Origin of the sequence: Reyranella sp. (genome assembly GCF_017305915.1) — a bacterium.
In the GTDB taxonomy this organism is placed as follows: domain Bacteria; phylum Pseudomonadota; class Alphaproteobacteria; order Reyranellales; family Reyranellaceae; genus Reyranella.
In genome coordinates this window covers 43,375-62,549 of sequence record NZ_JAFKJN010000038.1, presented here as the reverse complement: position 1 = coordinate 62,549, position 19,175 = coordinate 43,375, and the positions used below count along the sequence as shown (strand labels likewise).

Annotated in this window: 21 protein-coding genes; 11 read left to right on the top strand and 10 right to left on the bottom strand. The window is 67.8% G+C overall.

Translation table 11 applies throughout. The features are described 5' to 3' along the window. Positions 1–215 precede the first annotated feature (215 nt). The 3 genes from J0J01_RS29765 to J0J01_RS29755 are packed head-to-tail and all read left to right on the top strand — an operon-like array spanning position 216 to position 3,374. Positions 216–1,466 carry a pyridoxal-phosphate dependent enzyme gene (locus J0J01_RS29765; RefSeq protein ID WP_296387257.1) on the top strand — a complete coding sequence of 417 codons (1,251 nt, stop codon included), beginning with the start codon at positions 216–218 and terminating at the stop codon, positions 1,464–1,466. Next, complete coding sequence (locus J0J01_RS29760; protein ID WP_296387256.1) at positions 1,459–2,385, top strand: LLM class flavin-dependent oxidoreductase; 927 nt, start codon at positions 1,459–1,461, stop codon at positions 2,383–2,385. The genes J0J01_RS29765 and J0J01_RS29760 overlap by 8 nt, the downstream gene beginning before the upstream one ends. Beyond that, on the top strand, positions 2,382–3,374 hold the full coding sequence (locus tag J0J01_RS29755; protein ID WP_296387255.1) for a TIGR03619 family F420-dependent LLM class oxidoreductase: 993 nt from the start codon (positions 2,382–2,384) through the stop codon (positions 3,372–3,374). The genes J0J01_RS29760 and J0J01_RS29755 overlap by 4 nt, the downstream gene beginning before the upstream one ends. Before the next feature lie 2 nt (positions 3,375–3,376). Here the strand turns inward: J0J01_RS29755 and J0J01_RS29750 are convergent, their stop codons facing one another. The 3 genes from J0J01_RS29750 to J0J01_RS29740 all read right to left on the bottom strand — a co-directional run bounded on the left by J0J01_RS29750 (position 3,377) and on the right by J0J01_RS29740 (position 5,687). Beyond that, positions 3,377–3,574 carry an Arc family DNA-binding protein gene (locus tag J0J01_RS29750; RefSeq protein ID WP_296387254.1) on the bottom strand — a complete coding sequence of 66 codons (198 nt, stop codon included), beginning with the start codon at positions 3,572–3,574 and terminating at the stop codon, positions 3,377–3,379. A gap of 154 nt (positions 3,575–3,728) precedes the next feature. After that, positions 3,729–4,607: an LLM class F420-dependent oxidoreductase gene (locus J0J01_RS29745; RefSeq protein ID WP_296387253.1), complete on the bottom strand. Its 879-nt coding sequence runs from the start codon at positions 4,605–4,607 to the stop codon at positions 3,729–3,731. A gap of 186 nt (positions 4,608–4,793) precedes the next feature. Continuing rightward, positions 4,794–5,687 carry an LLM class F420-dependent oxidoreductase gene (locus J0J01_RS29740; RefSeq protein ID WP_296387252.1) on the bottom strand — a complete coding sequence of 298 codons (894 nt, stop codon included), beginning with the start codon at positions 5,685–5,687 and terminating at the stop codon, positions 4,794–4,796. Between the two features lie 46 nt (positions 5,688–5,733). Between J0J01_RS29740 and J0J01_RS29735 the strand changes: the two genes are divergently transcribed. Continuing rightward, the gene (locus J0J01_RS29735; RefSeq protein WP_296387251.1) at positions 5,734–6,135 is read left to right on the top strand and encodes a hypothetical protein; all 402 of its coding nucleotides are present in this window, start codon (positions 5,734–5,736) and stop codon (positions 6,133–6,135) included. Here the strand turns inward: J0J01_RS29735 and J0J01_RS29730 are convergent. Both J0J01_RS29730 and J0J01_RS29725 read right to left on the bottom strand, forming a co-directional pair. Further along, complete coding sequence (locus J0J01_RS29730) at positions 6,104–7,348, bottom strand: LLM class flavin-dependent oxidoreductase (protein WP_296387250.1); 1,245 nt, start codon at positions 7,346–7,348, stop codon at positions 6,104–6,106. The genes J0J01_RS29735 and J0J01_RS29730 overlap by 32 nt on opposite strands. 19 nt (positions 7,349–7,367) lie before the next feature. Next, positions 7,368–8,153, bottom strand: coding sequence for an alpha/beta hydrolase (locus tag J0J01_RS29725; RefSeq protein ID WP_296387249.1), 786 nt, complete (start codon positions 8,151–8,153; stop codon positions 7,368–7,370). Between the two features lie 106 nt (positions 8,154–8,259). Between J0J01_RS29725 and J0J01_RS29720 the strand changes: the two genes are divergently transcribed. From J0J01_RS29720 to cofE, 4 genes are read left to right on the top strand one after another with little or no spacing between them, the layout of a single operon-like run. Continuing rightward, positions 8,260–9,102 (top strand): lytic transglycosylase domain-containing protein, encoded by an 843-nt coding sequence (locus tag J0J01_RS29720; RefSeq protein WP_296387248.1) that lies wholly within the window; start codon positions 8,260–8,262, stop codon positions 9,100–9,102. Positions 9,103–9,147: 45 nt separating this feature from the next. Continuing rightward, complete coding sequence (locus tag J0J01_RS29715) at positions 9,148–9,462, top strand: YbbC/YhhH family protein (protein WP_296387247.1); 315 nt, start codon at positions 9,148–9,150, stop codon at positions 9,460–9,462. Between the two features lie 48 nt (positions 9,463–9,510). Beyond that, entirely contained in the window at positions 9,511–10,518 is a 1,008-nt protein-coding gene (gene fgd / locus J0J01_RS29710; protein WP_296387246.1) for a glucose-6-phosphate dehydrogenase (coenzyme-F420), read from the top strand. Further along, positions 10,518–11,264, top strand: coding sequence for a coenzyme F420-0:L-glutamate ligase (gene cofE, locus J0J01_RS29705; protein ID WP_296387245.1), 747 nt, complete (start codon positions 10,518–10,520; stop codon positions 11,262–11,264). Before fgd ends, cofE begins: the two co-directional genes overlap by 1 nt. A 20-nt stretch (positions 11,265–11,284) precedes the next feature. Here the strand turns inward: cofE and J0J01_RS29700 are convergent, their stop codons facing one another. From J0J01_RS29700 to gnd, 4 genes are read right to left on the bottom strand one after another with little or no spacing between them, the layout of a single operon-like run. Then, entirely contained in the window at positions 11,285–12,127 is an 843-nt protein-coding gene (locus J0J01_RS29700; protein ID WP_296387244.1) for an LLM class F420-dependent oxidoreductase, read from the bottom strand. A 10-nt stretch (positions 12,128–12,137) separates the two neighbouring features. Next, complete coding sequence (locus tag J0J01_RS29695) at positions 12,138–13,079, bottom strand: LLM class flavin-dependent oxidoreductase (RefSeq protein WP_296387243.1); 942 nt, start codon at positions 13,077–13,079, stop codon at positions 12,138–12,140. Continuing rightward, complete coding sequence (locus J0J01_RS29690; protein WP_296387242.1) at positions 13,076–13,921, bottom strand: LLM class F420-dependent oxidoreductase; 846 nt, start codon at positions 13,919–13,921, stop codon at positions 13,076–13,078. Before J0J01_RS29690 ends, J0J01_RS29695 begins: the two co-directional genes overlap by 4 nt. Positions 13,922–13,932: 11 nt before the next feature. Beyond that, on the bottom strand, positions 13,933–14,931 hold the full coding sequence (gene gnd, locus J0J01_RS29685; RefSeq protein ID WP_296387241.1) for a phosphogluconate dehydrogenase (NAD(+)-dependent, decarboxylating): 999 nt from the start codon (positions 14,929–14,931) through the stop codon (positions 13,933–13,935). A gap of 39 nt (positions 14,932–14,970) precedes the next feature. On the opposite strand from gnd, the gene J0J01_RS29680 reads away from it, so the two are divergent. From J0J01_RS29680 to J0J01_RS29670, 3 genes are all read left to right on the top strand, one after another. Further along, a complete protein-coding gene (locus J0J01_RS29680; protein WP_296387240.1) occupies positions 14,971–15,843 on the top strand; it encodes a TIGR03620 family F420-dependent LLM class oxidoreductase in 873 nt (290 codons plus the stop codon). A gap of 98 nt (positions 15,844–15,941) precedes the next feature. Then, positions 15,942–17,006: an LLM class flavin-dependent oxidoreductase gene (locus tag J0J01_RS29675; RefSeq protein ID WP_296387239.1), complete on the top strand. Its 1,065-nt coding sequence runs from the start codon at positions 15,942–15,944 to the stop codon at positions 17,004–17,006. A gap of 91 nt (positions 17,007–17,097) precedes the next feature. Next, on the top strand, positions 17,098–18,141 hold the full coding sequence (locus J0J01_RS29670) for an LLM class flavin-dependent oxidoreductase (protein WP_296387238.1): 1,044 nt from the start codon (positions 17,098–17,100) through the stop codon (positions 18,139–18,141). On the opposite strand, the gene J0J01_RS29665 is transcribed toward J0J01_RS29670, so the two are convergent. Further along, positions 18,122–19,129 (bottom strand): TIGR03619 family F420-dependent LLM class oxidoreductase, encoded by a 1,008-nt coding sequence (locus tag J0J01_RS29665; protein ID WP_296387237.1) that lies wholly within the window; start codon positions 19,127–19,129, stop codon positions 18,122–18,124. The genes J0J01_RS29670 and J0J01_RS29665 overlap by 20 nt on opposite strands. Positions 19,130–19,175: the final 46 nt, after the last annotated feature.

Below are 19,175 nucleotides of genomic sequence, written 5' to 3'. Positions count from 1 at the left end.
TCGCTGCCTGGGTGATCGCCCGCCTCGGCGGATGGACCGGCTACTATGGCAAACCAGGACCAAAGGTCATGCGCATCGGCCTCGCCGACTTCCGCGCCATCAGATACGGCCATTCCCTCCCACACAACGATGTGTGAATCCGAGAGCCAGCTGAATGGGGAGGGTTTGTTCGCCGGTTGACGCCTCCGACTTCCGCCGCCAACGTGCGCCGCGTCATGCCCGTACCTTCTGCGCTTACCTGCGTTCGCTGCAACGCGCGTTACCCCATCGATCACTATGCCCAGGATTGCCCGGCCTGCCGGGCCAAGGGCGCGCCGGCCAATCTCACCGTCGCCTATGCCTCTGTTCCCGGTATCGGAACGGAGCGCGAGTCCATCCGCCGCGACCGCGGCTCGATGTGGCGCTGGCACGGCTTCCTGCATGCCGCCGCTTCCGACGCCGTGACCCTGGGCGAGGGCAACACGCCCTTGCTGCCGGCGCCGTCGCTCGGCCTGGGCGACGTCTGGATCAAGGACGAATCGCGCAACCCGACCTGGTCGTTCAAGGACCGGCTGGGCTCGGGCGCGCTCACCATGGCGAAGAAATTCGGCGCCAGGGTCATCGCCTCGAGCTCGTCGGGCAATGCCGGGGCCTCGGCGGCCGCGTACGCGGCGAAGGCGGGCATCCCCTGCGTCGTCTTCACCTTCATGGGCTCGGCGGGGCCGCTGATCACCCAGATGCGGGCCTACGGCACGATGGTGGTGAAGGTCGCCGACAAGGCCGACCGCTGGCGGCTGCAGACGCTTGGCGTGCGCGAGTTCGGCTGGTATCCGACCTCGCCGTTCTTCGGGCCGGTGGTGGGCTCCAACCCCTACGGCATGGAGGCCTACAAGACGATCGCCTACGAGATCGCCGAGGCGTTCGACTGGCAGCCGCCCGACTGGTGCGTGCTGCCGGTGTGCTACGGCGATGCGCTGTTCGGCGTATGGAAGGGCTTCGAGGAGCTGAAGGCGCTGGGCTGGATCGACCGCACGCCGCGGCTGGTCGCCGCCGAGGTCTCGGGCTCGCTGGCCGCGGCGATGGAAGGCGGCGATGCGATGCCGCCGGAATCGCCGCGCAACGCGCCGTCGATCGCGACCTCGATCGGCGCGCTGCAGGGCACGGTCCAGGCGCTCGACGTGCTGCGCAAGACCAGGGGCGCGGCCGTGACGGTCCCCGACGACGATCTGCGGCGTTGGGTGCTCACGCTCGCGGCCAAGGAAGGTCTTTGGCCGGAGGCCTCGTCGGCCGCGCCGTTCGCCGCGATCGAGCGGCTGCGGGCGCAGGGCACGATCAAGCCCCACGAGCGTTGCGTCGCGCTGCTGACCGCCGCCGGCATCAAGGATCCCGGACCGATCGAGACGGCGCTGCCCGAGCCGCCGCTGGTGCAGGGCGGATTGAAGGAGCTGATGGCCGCGCTCAAATCAGCCTACGGCTTCAATGGCTGAGATCGGCCTCTCGATGGACGGCCGCGTTCCCCTGAAGGAGATCGCGGCCCAGGCGCAGGCGGCCGAAGCGGGCGGGGCGACGACCTTGTGGATCGCCTGCCATCTCTTCCTGCGCGATCCGGTGACGACCGCGGCGCTGGCGCTGGCGGCCACCAAGAAGATCAAGGTCGCGCTGATGGCGCTCAGCCCCTACTCGACGCATCCGGTCTACATCGCCATGGCGGCGGCGAGCCTCGACGAGATGTATCCCGGCCGGGTGATCCTCTGCCTCGGCGCCGGTGCGCCGGCCGATCTCAAGGCCGCCGGCATCGGCTCGCCCAGGCCGCTGGTCGCGATCGGCGAGGCGGTGAAGATCTGCCGCCTGCTCTTCGCCGGCGAGATGGCCGACTTCCACGGCCAGATGTTCAACGTCGAAGGCCGCCGGCTGGCCAACGGCGGCCGCACCGTCCCGATCGTGCTCGCCGCCTCGCGGCCCAACATGCTGAAGCTCGCCGGCCGGCAGGCCGACGGCGTGCTGATCTCGGCCGCGACCTCGCCGCCCTTCGTGAAGGCCTGCCTCGACCTGGCGGGTGGCGGCCGCACATCGTGCATCGTCTACACCAGGCTCGGCCCGCCCGACGCGCTGCGCCGGCCGCTCGGCTTCGTGCTGCGCGGCGCGCATCATGCGGAGAACATCCGCCTGGGCGGCGCCACCCTGGACCAGCAGGCGCTGGCGACGGCCTATGCCGGCGAGAACTGGAGCGAGGTCGATCGACTGGTCGGCGACGATGTCGTGCGCCGCCACGCCGCCTGCGGTACGCCGGCCGAGGTGCGCGCCAAGCTCGACGAGTACCGCGCGATCGGTCTCGACGAGGTGGTGCTGGGCGGCCTCGACGATGCCGCGACCATCGCGTCCGTCCTGAAGGCGATCAACGGATGAAGTTCAGCATCAGCCTGCCGACCGGCTTCGAAGGGGTGATGTATCCGATCCCCTTCGTCGATCCGTCCGACTTCGTGCGGGTGGCCAAGCTCTGCGAGACGCTCGGCTACCATTCGGTGTGGGGCAACGACCACATCCAGAGCCAGCACTATGTGCGCGAGCTCTATCCCGACACGCCGCCGAGCTTCTACGAGCTGCTGACGGTGCTGTCGTTTTGTGCCGCCGCGACGACGACGCTCGAGGTCGGCACCGCGCTCGCCGTCCAGCCGATGCGCGATCCGTTCTGGCTGGCCAAGACCGCGGCGACCATCGACCAGCTTTCCAATGGCCGCCTGATCCTGGCGCTCGGCATCGGCGCCTATCGCGAGGAGTTCGCCGCGTGGGCGCCGCGGCTCGCGCCCAAGGCGCAGCGCGGCGAGATGATGGACGAGGGGCTGGAGCTGATCCGCCGCCTGTTCACCGAGCGGCGCGTCACGCACGAGGGCAAGTACTACGCGGTCAAGGACATCGAGATGTATCCCAAGCCCAAGCGCGAGCCCTTCGCGCTGTGGCTGGGCGGCCACAACAAGCCGACCATCGAGCGCACTGCGCGGCTTGCGACCGGCTGGCTGCCGGGCTGGCGGCCGTGGCCGGAGCTCGCCGAATGGATCAAGCTCCTGAAGGACCGCGCCCATGCGCTCGGCCGCGATCCCGGGGAGATCGAGATCGCGCCGCAATTCTCGCTGACCATCGCCAGGACGGCGGAAGAGGCCGAGAAGCGCTACATGGAGTCCGGCCTGGTCGCGCACCGCAAGTCGCTGGCCTACACCGGCCGCGATCTCTCCAAGCAGGTCGTCGCCAACCTCGTCGGCTCGCCCGACCTGATCCGCGAGAAGGTCGAGGGCCTGAAGCAGATCGGCGTCGACCACGCCTGTGCCCTGATGATCCCGGCCGATTCGATGGCCGAGTTCGAGGATCAGGTGGAGTGGTTCGCCAAGACGGTGCTGTAGCCTTACCGATCGCGCTGGCGCGCCCGCCGGACGATCTCCTCGATCTGCCTTTCGTGCTCTTTCTCCGGCGAGGGCAGGCCGAGCGCATGGCGCAGGATCTGGCGGACCTCCTCTTCCATCGAGCGGCCGTTCTCGGCTGCGCGCAGGCGCAGCGCCCGTTTTAGCTTGTCGTCGAGGCCGCGGATGAGCAGGGCTGCCATGGCGGGTGGAATGATATCACTGATAGCATTGATATCAATGATATCGGGGGGTGGGGCGGATTCCGGACGAATCGCGCAAAATGCAAACAGGCGTGCATTTCAGGCGTCCGGGTTTCCGGCCGGACTCGGGCCGGACGGGTCCGGACGCCTCGGTCTAGCCGAGGGCGCGGATGACGGTCTCGCCGAAGCGGCCGAGGCTGTCGTCGAGGTCGGGTTGGAAGCGCCAGACTGGCAGGATGATGCGGCTGACGCCCTGCTTGGCGCGCGCCTCGATGGCGGCGCGCGGGTCGGCCGTCGAGCCGGGCAGCAGCTCGGGGCAGCCGGCCATGATCTCGACCGCCTTGGGGTCGCGGCCGGCCTCGCCGGCGGCGCGGCGCACCACATCGAACAGGGGCACGGTATCGACCTGCGCGCCGATCGAGGGGAAGAAGCCGTCGCCCAGCCGGCCCGCCCGCTTGGCGGCGGCCTCGGAGTGGCCGCCGATCACGATCGGCACGGCGCGGCGTACCGGCTTGGGGTTGGAGCTGACCTCGTCGAACGTCACGAACCGGCCGTCGAAGCTCACGCCATCCTCGGCCCACAGCTTGCGCATGACGGCGATGTATTCGTCCGAGCGGGCCCCGCGCTTCTCGAACGGCACGCCGACCGCCTCGAACTCCTCCTTGAGCCAGCCGACGCCGATGCCGAGCTCGACACGGCCGCCGCTCATGTGGTCGAGGGTCGCCACCTGCTTGGCCAGCACCAGCGGATTGCGCAGCGGCAGGATGATCACGCCGGTCATGAAGCGCAGCTTCGTGGTGACCGCGGCCATCGCCGCCATCCAGATCAGCGGATCGGGCAGCGCGCCGCCCGGCCCGCCCGGCAGCCGGCCGTCCGGCGCGTAGGGATAGACCGAGGTGTATTTGTGCGGGAACACGACGTGGTCGACGGCGACGACGGAGTCGAAGCCCGCGGCCTCGGCGATCTTGACCATGCGGACGGCGCCCGCGAGGTCGGGGAAGGTGTTGTTCCCGAAGTGGAGGGTGAACTTCATGTGCATGCGACGCAAAGCATCGCATGGGCGGGCCCGCGGAGCTAGGCGCCCTCCGCGGCTCTGTCGCCGCGCAGCGGCGAAGCGTAGGGCCCGCGCCGTGCCGCTTGCGCACGGACTTGAGCTCAAGTCCGCTGGTTAAGCCTCCACACAGCGGCCCACTATCGCGACGCCGCGCCTCGCGTGTCGCTACAGCAGATCTCTTACGGCGTCGCGATACTGGGTGATGGCCTTCAGGTGATCGTCGTACGTCTTCCCCTTGATGCGCTCGTGGATCGCGCTGGTGAAGGTCGTGTGCGCCAGCACGTGGCTGCAGCCCGCCTTCTTCCAGAACGCGACCTCCTTGCGCCAGTCGTCGGGCGTGCCCTTGCCCGGCGACACCCAGACCTCCAGCCCGACATCCTCGGGCTTGCGGCCCGCCGCCTTGATCATGCCGCGCAGGCGCTCGAAGATCTTCAGCACCTCGTCGCCCGGCGGCCAGCGGTTGGGCATGAAGCCGTCGCCGTACTTGGCGACGCGCGTCAGGGTCTGCTCGGCATGGCCGCCAAACCACACCGGCACCTTGCCCGACTTCGGCCGCGGATTGATGCCGCCGTCGGTCAGCGCGTGATACTTGCCCTTGAAGGTGATGCCGTCCCTGGCCCACAGCGCCTGCATGAAGCGTACCTGCTCGGCCGACCGCACGCCGCGGGTATGGAAGTCCATGCCGAGGCCCTGGAACTCGACCTCGTTCCAGCCCACCCCGACGCCCAGCCGGAAGCGGCCCTCGCACAGCGCGTCGAGCGAGGCGGCCTGCTTGGCGACCAGCGCCGCCTGGCGCTGCGCCAGGATCAGCACGCCGGCCGCGAAGCCGATCTTCTTCGTCACACCGGCCAGGAAGCCGAATAGCACGAACGGATCGTGATAGGCGGTGGCGTTCGAGCCGCGCTGGCCCGGCGCGATCTTCGCCGGATCGATGCCGAGCACGTGGTCGGGCGCGACCAGGTAGTCGAAGCCCAGCCCTTCGGCGGCCTGCGCATAGTCGCGCATCGCGGCAGGGCCGGCGCCGAGATCGCCGACGGCGATGGATGCTCCGAGTTGCATGGTCTCCCCCTCCACACGTTATCTGTAACGATGATACGCTCAATCGATGGCACGCTTCATCATCTGGTTCGTGGCACTCGACTGGATCGTCTTCGGCGCGATGCACTTCACAGGGCACGAACAGACGGTGCTGCAGATGCCCGATTTCATTCCGCCGGCCTGGCGCTCGCCGCTGGTCTATCTGAGCGGCGCGCTCGAGGTCACGACGGGCGTCCTGATCCTCGCCGGCGGCCGGCTGGTGCGGATCGGGGCGCTGCTGTCGATCCTACTGCTGATCGGCCTCGCGCCCGCCATCCTCGCTATCACCTTCACCGACAAGGCCTTCCTGGCCAGCCCCGCGTTCAACACGGCGTTCCGGTTCGCCGTCCTCCCGCACGCCCTGCTGATCGGCTGGCTGTCGGTCCGGATCTGGCGGTCTACTCCGCCGCCGCCTTCGCCACCGGCTTGAGGTCCTTCGAATAGCGCAGGTGCACCGGCGCGTTCGATTCGAACGGGCTCTTGAGGTCGAGCTCCTTGGCGATCTCGCGGATCGCCGGGAAGACCTCCTGGCCCATCAGCCGGATGCAGGTGAGGGAGTCCTCCTGGCTCACCCGGCCGTCGTTGCCCCACAGCGCCAGGATGCCGGGCCGCGTCTCCTCGAGGATGCGCTTCAACTTGGCGACCACGGTCTTGGGCGTGCCGGCGATGATGCGCAGGTCGGCCATCTGCTGCTCGAAGCTGGTCTCGCCGCGCGGGTTCTTGGCGCGACCGGATGCGAATTCCACGAAGGCGCGGCGCGCGGTCGGCGAGCCGTAGCCCGACGGCGTGCTCCACACCGGATGGGCGAGGCCGGTGAACTCGCCCTGCATCCAGCGGAACTGCCGGGCGTTCTCGATCGCCTTCTCCTCGCTGTCGGAGATGTGGACCTGGATCAGGTAGCCGCGATTCTCGGGGCCGCCGACATAGCCGTTCTGCAGCGCCACCTGGTCGTAGAGCTCCCAGATCTTCTTGGTCTGCTCGATCGAGGTGTTGAGGGCGATGTAGGGATAGCGCTGCTGCGCCGCCCACACGATCGTCTCCTTGCTGATCACGCCCGGGATCCAGACGCGCGGGTAGGGCTTCTGCAGCGGCACCGCCCACGGGTTGACGACGCGGTGCTGGTAGTGCGTGCCCTCGAAGCGGAACGGGCCGGGCTGCGTCCACGCCTTGACCACCAGCTCGTGCGCCTCCTCGAAGCGCTCGCGGTTGAAGGCGGGATTGACGCCGGCGGCGAGCTGCTCCTGGCCGCCGCCGCGCACGAAGCCCGAGACCAGCCGGCCCTTGGAGATCATGTCGATCATGGCGAGCTCTTCGGCCAGCCGGATCGGGTTCTCCGCCAGCGGCAGCGGATTGCCCAGCATCACGATCTTCACCTTCTTGGTCATGCCGGCGAGGATGGCCGCGAAGATGTTGGCCTTGGCCTGCATGCAGAACGGCGCGTTGTGGTGCTCGTTCAGCATGATGCCGTCGACGCCGACCTCCTCGGCCAGCATGTATTGCTCGATGTAGTTGTTGTAGAGCCGCGAGCCCGCCACCGGATCGAACTCGGTGTTGGGGAACATCAGCGCGGTGGCGCCGAAGTCGCGGCCGGCCTGCTCGGAGTAGGCCGACATCGGCTGCTCGGTGAAATACATCAGGTGCATGGCGGTTACTCCTGACTGGCTAGCCTTGGGCGATGAAGTTCGTGACCAGTTTGGCTAAGGCTTCCGGCTGCTCCATGTCGACGCAATGGCCGCAGCCTTTGACGATCTCTGTTTTGGCGTTGGGCAGCGCCTTGGCGTAGACGGTCGCCGCACTCTGCGGCACGACCTTGTCGTGGTCGCCCCAGACCACCAGCGACTTCGCGCGCACCGAGCCCAGCAGGTGCGGCAGGGTCTGGCTGTACATGTAGGGCTTCCAGGCGATGCGGAAGCTCATCTCGCGGCAGATGTCCCACATCTCGAGCTGGTCGGTCGGCGGCTCCGCGCCGTAGACCTTGTCGAATGCCTTCTGGTCGTGGAAGCCCGCGCGGGCGTAGTCCATGTAGCCGGTGATGGCGAGATCGAGGATGTCGCCCTGCGGCGGCTTGATGCCCATCGCGCCGACCAGCACGAGATGCGAGAGATCGCCCGGCGCCATGCTCGCCATCTCGGCCGCGATCCAGCCGCCGAAGCCCAGGCCGACCATGGCGACCTTCTGGACATTCAGATCGCTCAACAGCCCGCGATAGACCACCGCGATGTCGCGCACGCTCCGCATCCAGTCGGGCCGCGGCGAGCGGCAGTAGCCGGGATGGTGCGGCACGAGCACGTCGTAGTGCGCGGCCAAGGCGTCGTAGAAGGGGAGACGATCGAGCGTGCCGGTCTCGTGATGCAGAACCAGGACGGGACGCCCTTTGCCGGCGCGCGACACGTGGAGCTTCGCGCCCGCGGCCTCCATGGTGGAATCCGTCCAGTTCACACCAGCCATACGCTTCCTCCCTAACGCTGGAATGGTTGCAACCGGGCTGGGGGGAGTCAAACTACCGGAGCCGTTGTGCGATAGGCGGGCATGCTGCGTGGGAAATAGGCTCATCGTGACGATCGCGGCAGCCTGCATGGGGTTCGCCGCTGGCTTGTCCGAATCAGGGCAGGCGCGCGCCGAGCCGCCGGCCGTCGACGAGATCTGCCGCGTGCTGGCGCAGGTGGCGGCCGACAACGATCTCCCCGAGGAATTCTTCACGCGGCTCATCTGGCAGGAGAGCCGCTTCGACTCCAAGGCGGTCAGCCCCAAGGGCGCGCAGGGCATCGCGCAGTTCACGCCGCAGACTGCCGCGATGCGCGGCCTCGCCAACGCCTTCGAGCCGCTGGAGGCGCTGCGCGAATCAGCGGCGTACCTGCGCGAGCTGCGCACGACGTTCAGCGGCAACCTGGGGCTCGCCGCGGCGGCCTACAATGCCGGCCCCGGCGCGGTCGAAGCCTGGTTCGCCGGCCGCGGGATGCTGCCGTTCGAGACGCAGGCCTACGTCCGTATCGTCACCGGCTACGCCGCCGACGCGTGGACAGCGAAGCCGACGCCGACGTTCGAGTCCTCGACCGTGCCGACGGGCGAGCGCTGCGCGGAGATCGCCAAGGCGATGATGGAGAGCGTGCGCCGTCGCCTCCCGCTCAGTTCCAGCCCCGCCTGGGGGCCGTGGGGTGTCCAGCTCGTCGGCAACTGGTCCGAAGGCGGCGTGCTCGCTGCCTACGAGCGGCTGCGTCGCCGGTACGCTTCCGTCCTGGGCGACCGACTGCCGCTGGTCATGTATGCGCGCCGGGGCGCGGGCGCGACGTTCGTCGTTCGCGTCTCGGAAAAGAGCCGGGCCGAGGCCGACGCCCTATGTGGGAAGCTGCGGGCCGCCGGCGGCGCCTGCATCGTGCTGCGCAATCCGCGCGACTAGGATGCCGTTTCGGACACCTTCTTTCGGCCGCGAGGACATGAGGCCATGCGCAAATCTTTGATGTCTTTGACGGTTGCCGCGATTCTCGTGCTGATGTCTGGGGCCAATGCCCAGCCAACCGATGTGTCGCCGGCCGGATATGTTCCTGATGCGAAGACGGCAATTCGCATTGCCAAGGCTGTGTTGGCGCCCGCCTATGGGGAACCGAAGATCGAGGCCGAAGAACCTTTCAAGGCGATTTTGAGGGGTGACATTTGGACCGTCGAGGGCCACCTGCCGGAAGGCCTTGCGGGCGGCGTTGCCCACGTCGAAATATCGAAATCGGACGGCCGAATCCTCCGCATGATTCACGGGAAATAGGTCGGTCCCGTGTGCTAGGAATCCCGCCGCAACATAAGGAACACGCCCGTGCTCAAGCTCGGATACAAGGCGTCGGCCGAACAGTTCGCGCCCTCGAAGCTGCTGGATTTCGCGGTCATGGCGGAGCAGGTCGGCCTCGACTCGGCGTTCGTCAGCGATCACTTCCAGCCGTGGAAGCATGTCGACGGCCACGCGCCGTCGTCGCTGGTCTGGCTGGGCGCCGTCGCCGCGCGAACCACCAAGCTCGTGCTGGGCACCAGCGTGCTCACCCCGACCTTCCGCTATCACCCGTCGATCGTGGCGCAGGCCTTCGGCACGCTGGGCGCCATGGCGCCGGGTCGCGTGATCCTGGGCATCGGCACCGGCGAGGGGCTGAACGAGGTGCCGTCGACCGGCGCGCCGTGGCCCGAGTTCAAGGAGCGCTTCGCCCGCATGCGTGAGGCCGTCACCCTGATCCGTAAGCTGTGGCGCGAGGAGCGGGTGACCTTCGAGGGCGAGTACTACAAGACCGAGAAGGCCACGATCTACGACCGGCCTGAGCAGGAGATCCCGATCTATGTCGCTGCCGCGGGCGCGGTGGTGGCGCGCTATGCCGGCCGCACCGGCGACGGCTTCATCTGCACCAGCGGCAAGAAGTGGGACCTCTATACCGAGACCCTGATGCCGAGCGTCGCCGAGGGCATCTCCAAGGCCGCCGAGCCGAAGAAGCACCCCTACGACAACATGATCGAGATCAAGGTGTCGTTCGACAGCGACAAGCAGCGTGCGCTCGAGGACACGCGCCACTGGGCGGCGCTGGCGCTGACGCCCGAGGAGAAGATGTCGGTCGAGGACCCGGTCGAGATGCAGCGTCTCGCCGATGCCCTGCCGGTCGAGCGCGCGGCCAGCCGCTGGATCGTCTCGACCGATCCCGACGAGGTCGTCGAGAAGGTCGGCGGCTATGTCGGCCTGGGCTTCAAGCACCTCGTGTTCCATGCGCCGGGTCCCGACCAGGCGCGCTTCCTCAAGCTGTTCGCCGAGCAGGTCGCGCCGCGGATGCGCAAGAAGTTCGGCTGATGCAGAAGGTCGAGTTGCTGGCCGTCCCCGGCCTGCCGATGGTGAAGGCGGGCGACGACCTTGCTGCGTTGATCGGCGAGCGTTTGACCGGCGAGCTGGCGCTGCGCAACGGCGACGTGCTGGTGCTGGCGCAGAAGATCGTCTCCAAGGCCGAGGGCCGGATGGTCGAGATCGGGACCGTGAAGCCCTCGCAGCGGGCGATCGAGCTCGGCGCCGAGGTGCAGAAGGACCCGCGGCTGGTCGAGCTGATCCTGTCGGAATCGGTGCGCGTGGTGCGCTCGCGGCCCAACGTGCTGATCGTCGAGCATCGGCTGGGCTTCGTCATGGCCAATGCCGGCATCGACCAGTCGAACGTGGCGCCGCAGGACGGCGTCGAGCGCGCGCTGCTGCTGCCCAAGGAGCCCGACGCGTCAGCCGAGGCGCTGCGCGCCAAGCTCGGCGCCACCGCGTTGCTGATCATCGACAGCTTCGGCCGGCCATGGCGACGCGGCACGACGGGCGTCGCGATCGGCTCGGCCGGCCTGCCGGCGATGCTCGACCTGCGCGGCAATTCCGACCTGTTCGGCCGCACATTGCAGGTCACCATCTCGGCCTTCGCCGACGAGATCGCGGCGGCGGCGTCGCTGGTCATGGGCCAGGCCGACGAGGCGCAGCCGGTCGTGCTGGTGAGGGGCCTGAGCTGGAAGCTGCCGGCAACCAACGCCGCCGAGCTGGTGCGGCCCGCGACCGAGGATCTGTTCAGGTAGTCTTCCGGTCCGGCAAGAAGTCAGGCGACCTTTTCGGCGAGCTTGGACCAGCGGTCGAGCTCGGGGAGGACGTCGTCGGACTTGGCCGATTCGAGGCTGACGATCACCCGCACCACGCCGGCGTCACGGTCCTGCTTCAGCAGGTCCTCGTCTTCCTTGGCGCCCCAGATGGTGACCGGCACGTCGCGGTTGGCGGCCGCCGCCATCTTGCGGAACTCGGGCAGGAAGTCGCGCACGTTGGCGTAGTGCGGCCGCGCGCGGTGCGGCATCCAGCCGTCGCCGTAGCGGATCGCGCGCCGCGCGGCGTAGGGGAAGGCGCCGCCGACCCAGATCGGCGGATGCGGCTTCTGCACCGGCTTGGGCCGGGTCATCATCGGGTCGAAGTCGACCAGCTCGCCGTGATACTCGGGCTTGGACTTGGTCCAGATCGCCTTCATCGCCTCGACTCGCTCGCGCGCCAGCTTGTGGCGGGTCTCGAACACGGTGCCGTGGTTGCGCAACTCGTCCTTGTTCCAGCCGTTGCCGATGCCGAACAGGAAGCGGCCGTTGGAGAGCTGGTCGATCGAGGCGACGTTCTTGGCGGTCTGGATCGGATCGCGCTGCGTGATCAGGCAGACTCCGGTGCCGACCTTGATGCGCCGCGTCACCGCCGCCGCGGCCATCAGCGCCACGAACGGATCCATGGCGTCGTAGTATTTCTTCGGCAGCTCGCCGCCGCTCGGGAACGCCGATTCGCGCGACAGGGGGATGTGGCTGTGCTCGGGCGACCACAGGGAGTCGAAGCCGCGCTCCTCGGCGGCGACGCCCAGCTCCTGCGGCGTCATCGAGTAGTCGGTGAAGAACATCGCGACGCCGATCTTCATGGCTCTCTCCTCACGCGGCCTTCGCGGGCTTCGGCCAGCGCCTGCCGACCTGCGGCAGCACCTGGTCGATCAGCAGCCGCGTTTGCACCAGCACCTGCTCGCCCGAACCGATCGGCCGCAGGATGAATTTCTGGACGCCGCCCGCCACGTATTCGCCAACCCGGTCGAGGATCGTGTTCGCGTCGCCGACGGCGAACTGCCTTGTCGGATCGCGGCCGGTGCGCTTGGCGTAAGCCTCCATCGCGCGGCCGACCACGGGATCGCTCGGCGCGCCGAAATGGAACGGGAAGCTCGCGCCGTAGTGATCTTCGTCGATGCTGCGACCGGCTTCGGGCAGCGCCTTCTTGATCGCGGCGACGACGCGGATCGCGTCTTCCATCGTCTCGCCGCCGCCCTGCCAGCCGGTGCCGTACTTCGCGGTGCGCCGGATCGCGGCGTCCGACGAGCCGCCGATCCACATCGGCAGGTCGGGCTGCACCGGCTTGGGCGAGATCGACGCGCCGTTCAACCTGTAGTGCCGACCCTGGAAGTTGACGGCCTCCTCGCGCCACAGCCGGGCGATGATCTCGAGGCTCTCGTCGGTGCGCCGGCCGCGCGTCCTGGTGTCGATGTCGAGCGCCGCCCATTCCGGCCCCAGCGGGCTGCCGATGCCGAAGGCGGGCAGCAGCCGGCCCTCCGACAGCACGTCGATGGTGGCGCATTGCTTGGCCAGCAGCACCGGATCGCGCAGCGCCAGCGACACCACGTTCATGCCGAAGCGCAGCCGGCGCGTGCGGCCGGCCAGCGCCGCCATCACCGTCATGCATTCCAGGATCGGCGTCTTGCTCACCAGCCGGTCGGTCTGCCAGATCGAATCGACGCCGCCCGCCTCGCACAAGTCGACCCAGCGCCAGTAGTCGCCGGCGCCGGCGAACGGGTAGTCCATCAGGCCGAGGCCGATGGCGACGCTCATGAGTAGGGCTTCGCGAGCGGCGCGATCTTGTCGAGATATTTCAGGATGTCGTCGCGGCTGTCGTCATTGATCGCCAGCAGCGCGCTGTCGATGCCGGCCTTGGCGTAGTCGGCCAGCGCCTCGGGCTTGGCCGGCGCGCCGAACACGGTGACCGACAGCGACTTGGGATCGCGGCCCTTCTTCTCCGCCGCCTTGTGCAGGCGCTCGATCGATTGCCTGGCGTCGAAGCCCGCGCGGGTGCGCGGCAGCCAGCCGTCGCAATAGTCGACGATGCGGCGCAGCGTATGGTCGCTCTCGCCGCCCAGAATGATCGGCGGATGCGGTCTCTGGTGCGGCTTGGGCCACGACCAGACCGGATCGAACCTGGCGAACTTGCCATGGTAGCCGGCCTCGTCCTTGGTCCACAGCGCCTTCATGGCCAGCACGTAGTCGCCCATCTGGTTGAAGCGATCCTTGTACTGGACGCCGTGGTTGTTCATCTCGTCCTCGTTCCAGCCGGCGCCGATGCCAAACACGAAGCGGCCGCCCGAAAGCTGGTCGAGGCTGGCGATCGACTTGGCGGTCGCCAGCGGCTCGTGCTGCGGCACCAGCAGGATGCCCGTGCCGACCTTGAGCTTCTTGGTCGCCGCCGCGGCGAAGGACAGCGCCACGAACGGGTCGTGGGTGTGCGAGTAGCGCTTGGGCAGATCGCCGCCGCCAGGGAAGGGCGACTTGCGGCTGAGCGGGATGTGCGTGTGCTCCGGTACGAACAGCGAATCGAAGCCGCGATCCTCGAGCGCCTTGCCGAGCTCGGCGATGTTGATGCCGTAATCGGTCGGGAAATAGAAAACGCCCACCTTCATCGCCGTTCCTCCTACTTCTTGTCCTTGGATTCGATGTGGCCGCCGAAGCCGAGCCGCATCGCCGACAGGACCTTCTCCGCAAAAGTATGCTGCTGGCGCGAGCGGAAGCGCACGAACAGCGACGCCGCCAGCACGTCGGCCGGCACGGCTTCCTCGATCGCCGCCTCGATGGTCCAGCGGCCTTCGCCCGAATCGTCGACGTGGCCGGAGAAATGCTCGAGTTGGCCGTCCTTGGCGAGCGCAGAAGCCGTCAGGTCGAGCAGCCACGAGGTCACGACGCTGCCGCGCCGCCAGACTTCAGCGATGTCGGCGAGGTTGAGGTCGAAGCGCTCGTCGGCCGGCAGCTTCTCCGAGGCGCGGTTCTTCATGATGTCGAAGCCCTCGGCGAAGGCCTGCATCATGCCGTACTCGATGCCGTTATGGATCATCTTCACGAAGTGGCCCGCACCGGCCGGCCCGGCGTGGATGTAGCCGCGCTCGGCCCTAGGATCTAACTTGGAATCGAGCTTCCCGCGGTCCTCGGTGCGCTCGATGGTGCCGAGGCCGGGCGCGAGCGCCGAGAAGATCGGATCGAGCCGCGTCACGGTCTCGGTGTCGCCGCCGATCATCAGGCAGTAGCCGCGCTGCAGGCCCCACACGCCGCCGGACGTGCCGATGTCGAGATAGTGGATGCCCTTGGGCTTGAGCTCGCGGGCGCGGCGGACGTCGTCCTTGAACATGGTGTTGCCGCCGTCGATGATCGTGTCGCCCGCCTTCATCATCCCGGCGAGCTGGCCGATCGTGTCCTCGGTGATCTTGCCGGCGGGCAGCATCACCCAGACCGTACGCTCGCTTTCGCCCAGCGCTTTGACGAGGTCGCCAAGCGAGGTCGCGGCGACCGCACCGTCTTTGGCGAGCGCCTGGCCCGGCGCCGGATTGGCATCGTAGACGACGCAGGAATGGCCGGCGCGCATCAGGCGCCGCACGATGTTGCCGCCCATGCGGCCGAGGCCGATGACTCCGATTTTCATGGGCCTATGCTACACACAATCCAACGGAGGTCTCCAGCCATGAAGCTCGCCAACGGTCTTGGGCGTTTGGGTGTGTGGTACTCGGCCGACAAGTGCAACGGCGAACAGGTTGCGGACCTTGTGCGCGTCGTGGAACGAAACGGCTACTCGGCCTACTGGTATCCCGAGGGCCGGGGCTACGAATCGATGGCGCTGGCCAGCTACCTGCTGGCCAAGAGCGACAAGCTCATGATCGGCAGCTCGATCGCCAACATCTATGCCCGCGAGCCTTATGCCGCCAAGCAGGGCATGCTGCTGCTCAACCAGTTCTACGGCGACCGCTTCATCCTCGGGCTGGGCGTCAGCCACAGGCCGATGGTCGAGGGCGTACGGGGGCTGAAATACGACAAGCCGATCGCCACCATGCGCGCCTATCTCGACGGCGTGCACAAAGACTTGGCCACCGGCACCGAGGCGCCGGTCGTGGTCGCGGCCCTCGGCCCGAAGATGCTGGAGCTCAGCGCCAGCAAGTCGATGGGCGCGGTTCCGTACAATGTGACGCCCAGGCACACCGCGATCGCCAAGAAAATCCTCGGCCCCGGCAAGATCCTGGCGGTCGAGCAGAAGGTCACGATCGAGACCGACGCCGCCAAGGCCCGCGCGCTCGGCCGCAAGGAGCTGGCGCGCTACATGGTGCTGGAGAACTACCGCAACAACTGGCTGCGCGAGGGCTTCAGCGAGGCCGATCTCGCCAACGGCGGCAGCGACAAGTTCATCGACGCGATGTGCCTATGGGGCGATGCCGAGACGGTGCGGCGCGGCCTGCGCCGGCATTTCGACGCGGGCGCGACGCATGTCTGCCTGCAGCCGGTGCACGAGGAGGGCAACTTCGCCGCCCGCGACAAGATCATCGAAACCCTGGCCGACGTCTAGCACAGCGATGTCATCCCGAGCGAAGTGAGGGATCTATACTGGTCCGCATAGATCCCTCGCTACGCTCGGGATGACACGATTGAGGGAGAAACAGCACCATGGATTTCGGAATCGCGCTGCCGACGGCAGCGGACAACTATAAGGTCGTGCGGCGCGCCGAGGAGCTCGGCTTCACACACGCCTGGTTCTACGACACCCAGATGCTGAGCGCCGACTGCTTCGTCGCGATGGGCGCGGCGGCGGTGCACACGAAGAAGATCCGGTTGGGTACCGGTGTGCTGGTGCCCTCCAACCGCATCGCGCCGGTGACGGCCAATGCGCTGGCGACGCTCAACCAGCTCGCGCCGGGCCGCATCGATTTCGGCGTCGGCACCGGCTTCACGGCGCGGCGCGCCATGGGCTTCGCGGCGATCAAGGTCAAGGACATGGAGACCTACGTGCACCAGGTCTATGGCCTGCTGCGCCGCGAGACGGTCGATTTCGAGATGGAGGGGCAGACCAAGAAGATCCGCTTCCTCAATCCCGAGCTGCCGCTGTTCAACACCAGGGACCCGATCGCGCTGCATTTCTCGGCCTTCGGGCCGCGCACGCGGGCGCTGACGGCCAAGTTCAAGGCCGGCTGGATCGACTTCGTCGGCAAGGTCGAGAACGGCGTGAAGGAAGTGCAGGCGATGCAGGGCGCCTGGCGCGAGGCGGGACACGCGATGTCCGACCTCTACACCACGGCGTTCGCGCTGGGCTGCGTGCTGCAGGACGGCGAGCCGGCCGATTCCGAGCGCGCCATGGCGCAGGCCGGGCCGCGCGCGGCGGTGATGCTGCATCGTGCCGCCGACGAGGCGCTGGTCGGGCTGAAGCCCGGCGTGGCGATGCTGAGCACGCCCGAGATCGACGGCTATGTCGAGCTGGCGCGCGGCTTCAAGCCGGAGAGCGCGCGCTACCTCGAGAACCATCGCGGCCATCTGATGTTCGTGAAGCCCGAGGAGAAGAAGTTCGTCACGGCGGAGATGATCGCCGAGACCTCCTTCACGGCGAGCGAGGCCGAGATCAAGACGCGCATCGAGGCGCTCAAGGCGGCAGGCTACAGCCAGTTCACCATCCAGCTCGTGCCGGGCCAAGAGAAGGCCATCGAGGACTGGGGCCGCATCGCCAAGGCGTTTGCGTAGTGCGTGCCCGGAAGCCAAGTTGTCATCCCGAGCGTCAGCGCGGGATCTATCAGCGACCCATAGATCCCTCGCTTCGCTCGGGATGACACGGATGAAGCTCGGCATCTCCTTCAGCTTCCAGGCCCATCGCGGCCTGGGCGAGCCTTACGACAAGGCCTATCGCGAGGCGCTGGAGCTCGCGGCCGAGGCGAGCCGCCTCGGCTACCACTCGATCTGGGCCAGCGAGCATCATGGCGAGGCCGACGGCTACTGCCCGTCGCCGGTCGTGGCGTGTGCCGCGCTGGCGATCGCGGCGCCGAAGTGCCGGATCGGCCAGGCCGTGGCACTGGCGCCGCTGCACGGCCACCCCATGCGCATGGCCGAGGACCTGTCGGTGGTCGACAACCTCTCCGGCGGCCGGATCGAGATCGGGCTGGGGCAAGGCTACCGCCCGGCCGAGTTCGACCAGTTCGGCTGGAACTACGCCACTCGCACGCGCGCCTTCGAGGAATCGCTCGATATCCTCGAGCAGGCCTGGACCGGCGAGGCATTCGACTACGCCGGCAAGATCTACCGCGTGAAGGGTGGCCGGCTGAGCCCGCCACCGGTGACGCCGGGCCGGCCACCGCTGTGGATCGGCGCCGCCCATCCCAAGGCGCGGGCGCGCGCCGTGCGCCGCCGCGCCGGCTTCCTGGTGGCGCCTCTCGCGGAGTGGGGACTGGTCGAATACCAGTTCAAGTCGTTCGACGAGGAAGCCGCGCGGCAGGGCGCGGGCAAGCTGCCGCGCGCGGTGATGCGCGAGATCCTGGTCGGGGATTCGGCGGCCGATGCGATCAAGCGCCATCAGCCCTTCATCGACGAGGTCTATCGTGTCCAGTACAAGCCCGAGCGCATCGGCCTGACCTACCTCGACGAGGCAACGAAGGAGCGCAAGCCGCTGACCTCGGACAACCCCTACTTCATGTCCGAAGACTTCATGCAGGAGCGCTGGCTGCTCGGCACGCCGCAGGACATCGCGGCGAAGATCGCCCAATGGCAGCCGCGGCTCGGCGTCGAACACCTGATCTTCACGCCCCGCCCGCCCGGCATGTCGCTGCGCCAAGCCGTCGACGAGATCGGGCTGATCGCGAAGGTGCTTATTTCACCTTCGGCATGACCTCTTCGGCGAAGAGCTGCATCTGGTCGAGCAGCTCCTGCACGGAGTTGGCGGCGAAGTAGAGGCCGAGCAGGTGGGTGACGCCGGCTGCCTTGAAGGCCAGCGCCTTCTCGACGACCTCGGCCGGCGTGCCGATCAGGTTGATCTCCTCGTGCGGGACGCTGCCCTGGCCCTTGAGCGTCGACTTGGACAGCGAGACCAGGTGCTTGTTCATCTGGCTCTTGCGGAAGCTCTCGACCGCCGCCTCGCGCGTCTTGCCGATGTGGACGATGAATTGCGGGCAGACCTCGATCTCGCGCCAGTCGCGGCCCGCCTTGTCGGCCTGCTCGCGCAGGTTCTTCACGCCCGAGCGGATGCGGTCGACATGCATGCCGGCGGGCAGCCAGCCGTCGGCCCATTTCACCGCGCGCTCGATGTTGTTCGCGTGGTTGCCGCTGACATAGATCGGCAGCTTCTTCTGGAACGGCTTGGGGAAGAGCTCGACGTCCTTGAACTTGTAGTACTGGCCGTCGAACGAGCAGACCCGTTCCCTGAACAGCAGGTTCAGCGCCTGCAGGCCCTCGTCGACGATGTCGCCGCGGTCGATCTTGGCGTCCGGCTGCAGCGCCTTGAACTCCTCGCGATAGGCACCGATACCGATGCCGAGCTCGAGCCGGCCCTTGCCGAAATGGTCGAGCGTGCAGATCTGCTTGGCCGCCACCACGATGTCGTGGCGCATCGGCAGCACCAGGATGCCGGTGCCGACCTTGATGGTCTTGGTCTCGGACAGCACGAACGCGTAGGTGACCAGCGGCTCCCAGAAGCGCGGCGGCACCGGGAACTCGGCGCGCACGTAGTTCTGTGTCGTCATGTGGTCGTTGCCCCACACCGAGTCGTAACCGAACTTCTCGGCGCCCTGGGCAATCCTGATGACGTTCTCCGGATCGGAGAACGGGATGGGATAGGTGAGGCCCTCCATCCCGGTGGGCAGGCCGGCGCTGACTCGCATTGTCGTATCCCCCGATGATTGTCGTCCTGAGGCGAAGCCGAAGGAC

Bases quoted from the DNA above. Each gene is read 5' to 3' on its own strand.
- J0J01_RS29735 (WP_296387251.1), top strand. From the start codon at position 5,734: ATGGCACGCTTCATCATCTGGTTCGTGGCACTCGACTGGATCGTCTTC.
- J0J01_RS29690 (WP_296387242.1), bottom strand. From the start codon at position 13,921: ATGAAGGTGGGCGTTTTCTATTTCCCGACCGATTACGGCATCAACATC.
- cofE (WP_296387245.1), top strand. From the start codon at position 10,518: ATGCAGAAGGTCGAGTTGCTGGCCGTCCCCGGCCTGCCGATGGTGAAG.
- J0J01_RS29750 (WP_296387254.1), bottom strand. From the start codon at position 3,574: ATGGCAGCCCTGCTCATCCGCGGCCTCGACGACAAGCTAAAACGGGCG.
- J0J01_RS29670 (WP_296387238.1), top strand. From the start codon at position 17,098: ATGAAGCTCGGCATCTCCTTCAGCTTCCAGGCCCATCGCGGCCTGGGC.
- J0J01_RS29755 (WP_296387255.1), top strand. From the start codon at position 2,382: ATGAAGTTCAGCATCAGCCTGCCGACCGGCTTCGAAGGGGTGATGTAT.
- J0J01_RS29745 (WP_296387253.1), bottom strand. From the start codon at position 4,607: ATGAAGTTCACCCTCCACTTCGGGAACAACACCTTCCCCGACCTCGCG.
- J0J01_RS29700 (WP_296387244.1), bottom strand. From the start codon at position 12,127: ATGAAGATCGGCGTCGCGATGTTCTTCACCGACTACTCGATGACGCCG.
- J0J01_RS29725 (WP_296387249.1), bottom strand. From the start codon at position 8,153: ATGGCTGGTGTGAACTGGACGGATTCCACCATGGAGGCCGCGGGCGCG.
- J0J01_RS29740 (WP_296387252.1), bottom strand. From the start codon at position 5,687: ATGCAACTCGGAGCATCCATCGCCGTCGGCGATCTCGGCGCCGGCCCT.
- J0J01_RS29760 (WP_296387256.1), top strand. From the start codon at position 1,459: ATGGCTGAGATCGGCCTCTCGATGGACGGCCGCGTTCCCCTGAAGGAG.
- J0J01_RS29675 (WP_296387239.1), top strand. From the start codon at position 15,942: ATGGATTTCGGAATCGCGCTGCCGACGGCAGCGGACAACTATAAGGTC.
- J0J01_RS29730 (WP_296387250.1), bottom strand. From the start codon at position 7,348: ATGCACCTGATGTATTTCACCGAGCAGCCGATGTCGGCCTACTCCGAG.
- J0J01_RS29665 (WP_296387237.1), bottom strand. From the start codon at position 19,129: ATGCGAGTCAGCGCCGGCCTGCCCACCGGGATGGAGGGCCTCACCTAT.
- J0J01_RS29715 (WP_296387247.1), top strand. From the start codon at position 9,148: ATGCGCAAATCTTTGATGTCTTTGACGGTTGCCGCGATTCTCGTGCTG.
- gnd (WP_296387241.1), bottom strand. From the start codon at position 14,931: ATGAAAATCGGAGTCATCGGCCTCGGCCGCATGGGCGGCAACATCGTG.
- J0J01_RS29695 (WP_296387243.1), bottom strand. From the start codon at position 13,079: ATGAGCGTCGCCATCGGCCTCGGCCTGATGGACTACCCGTTCGCCGGC.
- J0J01_RS29765 (WP_296387257.1), top strand. From the start codon at position 216: ATGCCCGTACCTTCTGCGCTTACCTGCGTTCGCTGCAACGCGCGTTAC.
- J0J01_RS29680 (WP_296387240.1), top strand. From the start codon at position 14,971: ATGAAGCTCGCCAACGGTCTTGGGCGTTTGGGTGTGTGGTACTCGGCC.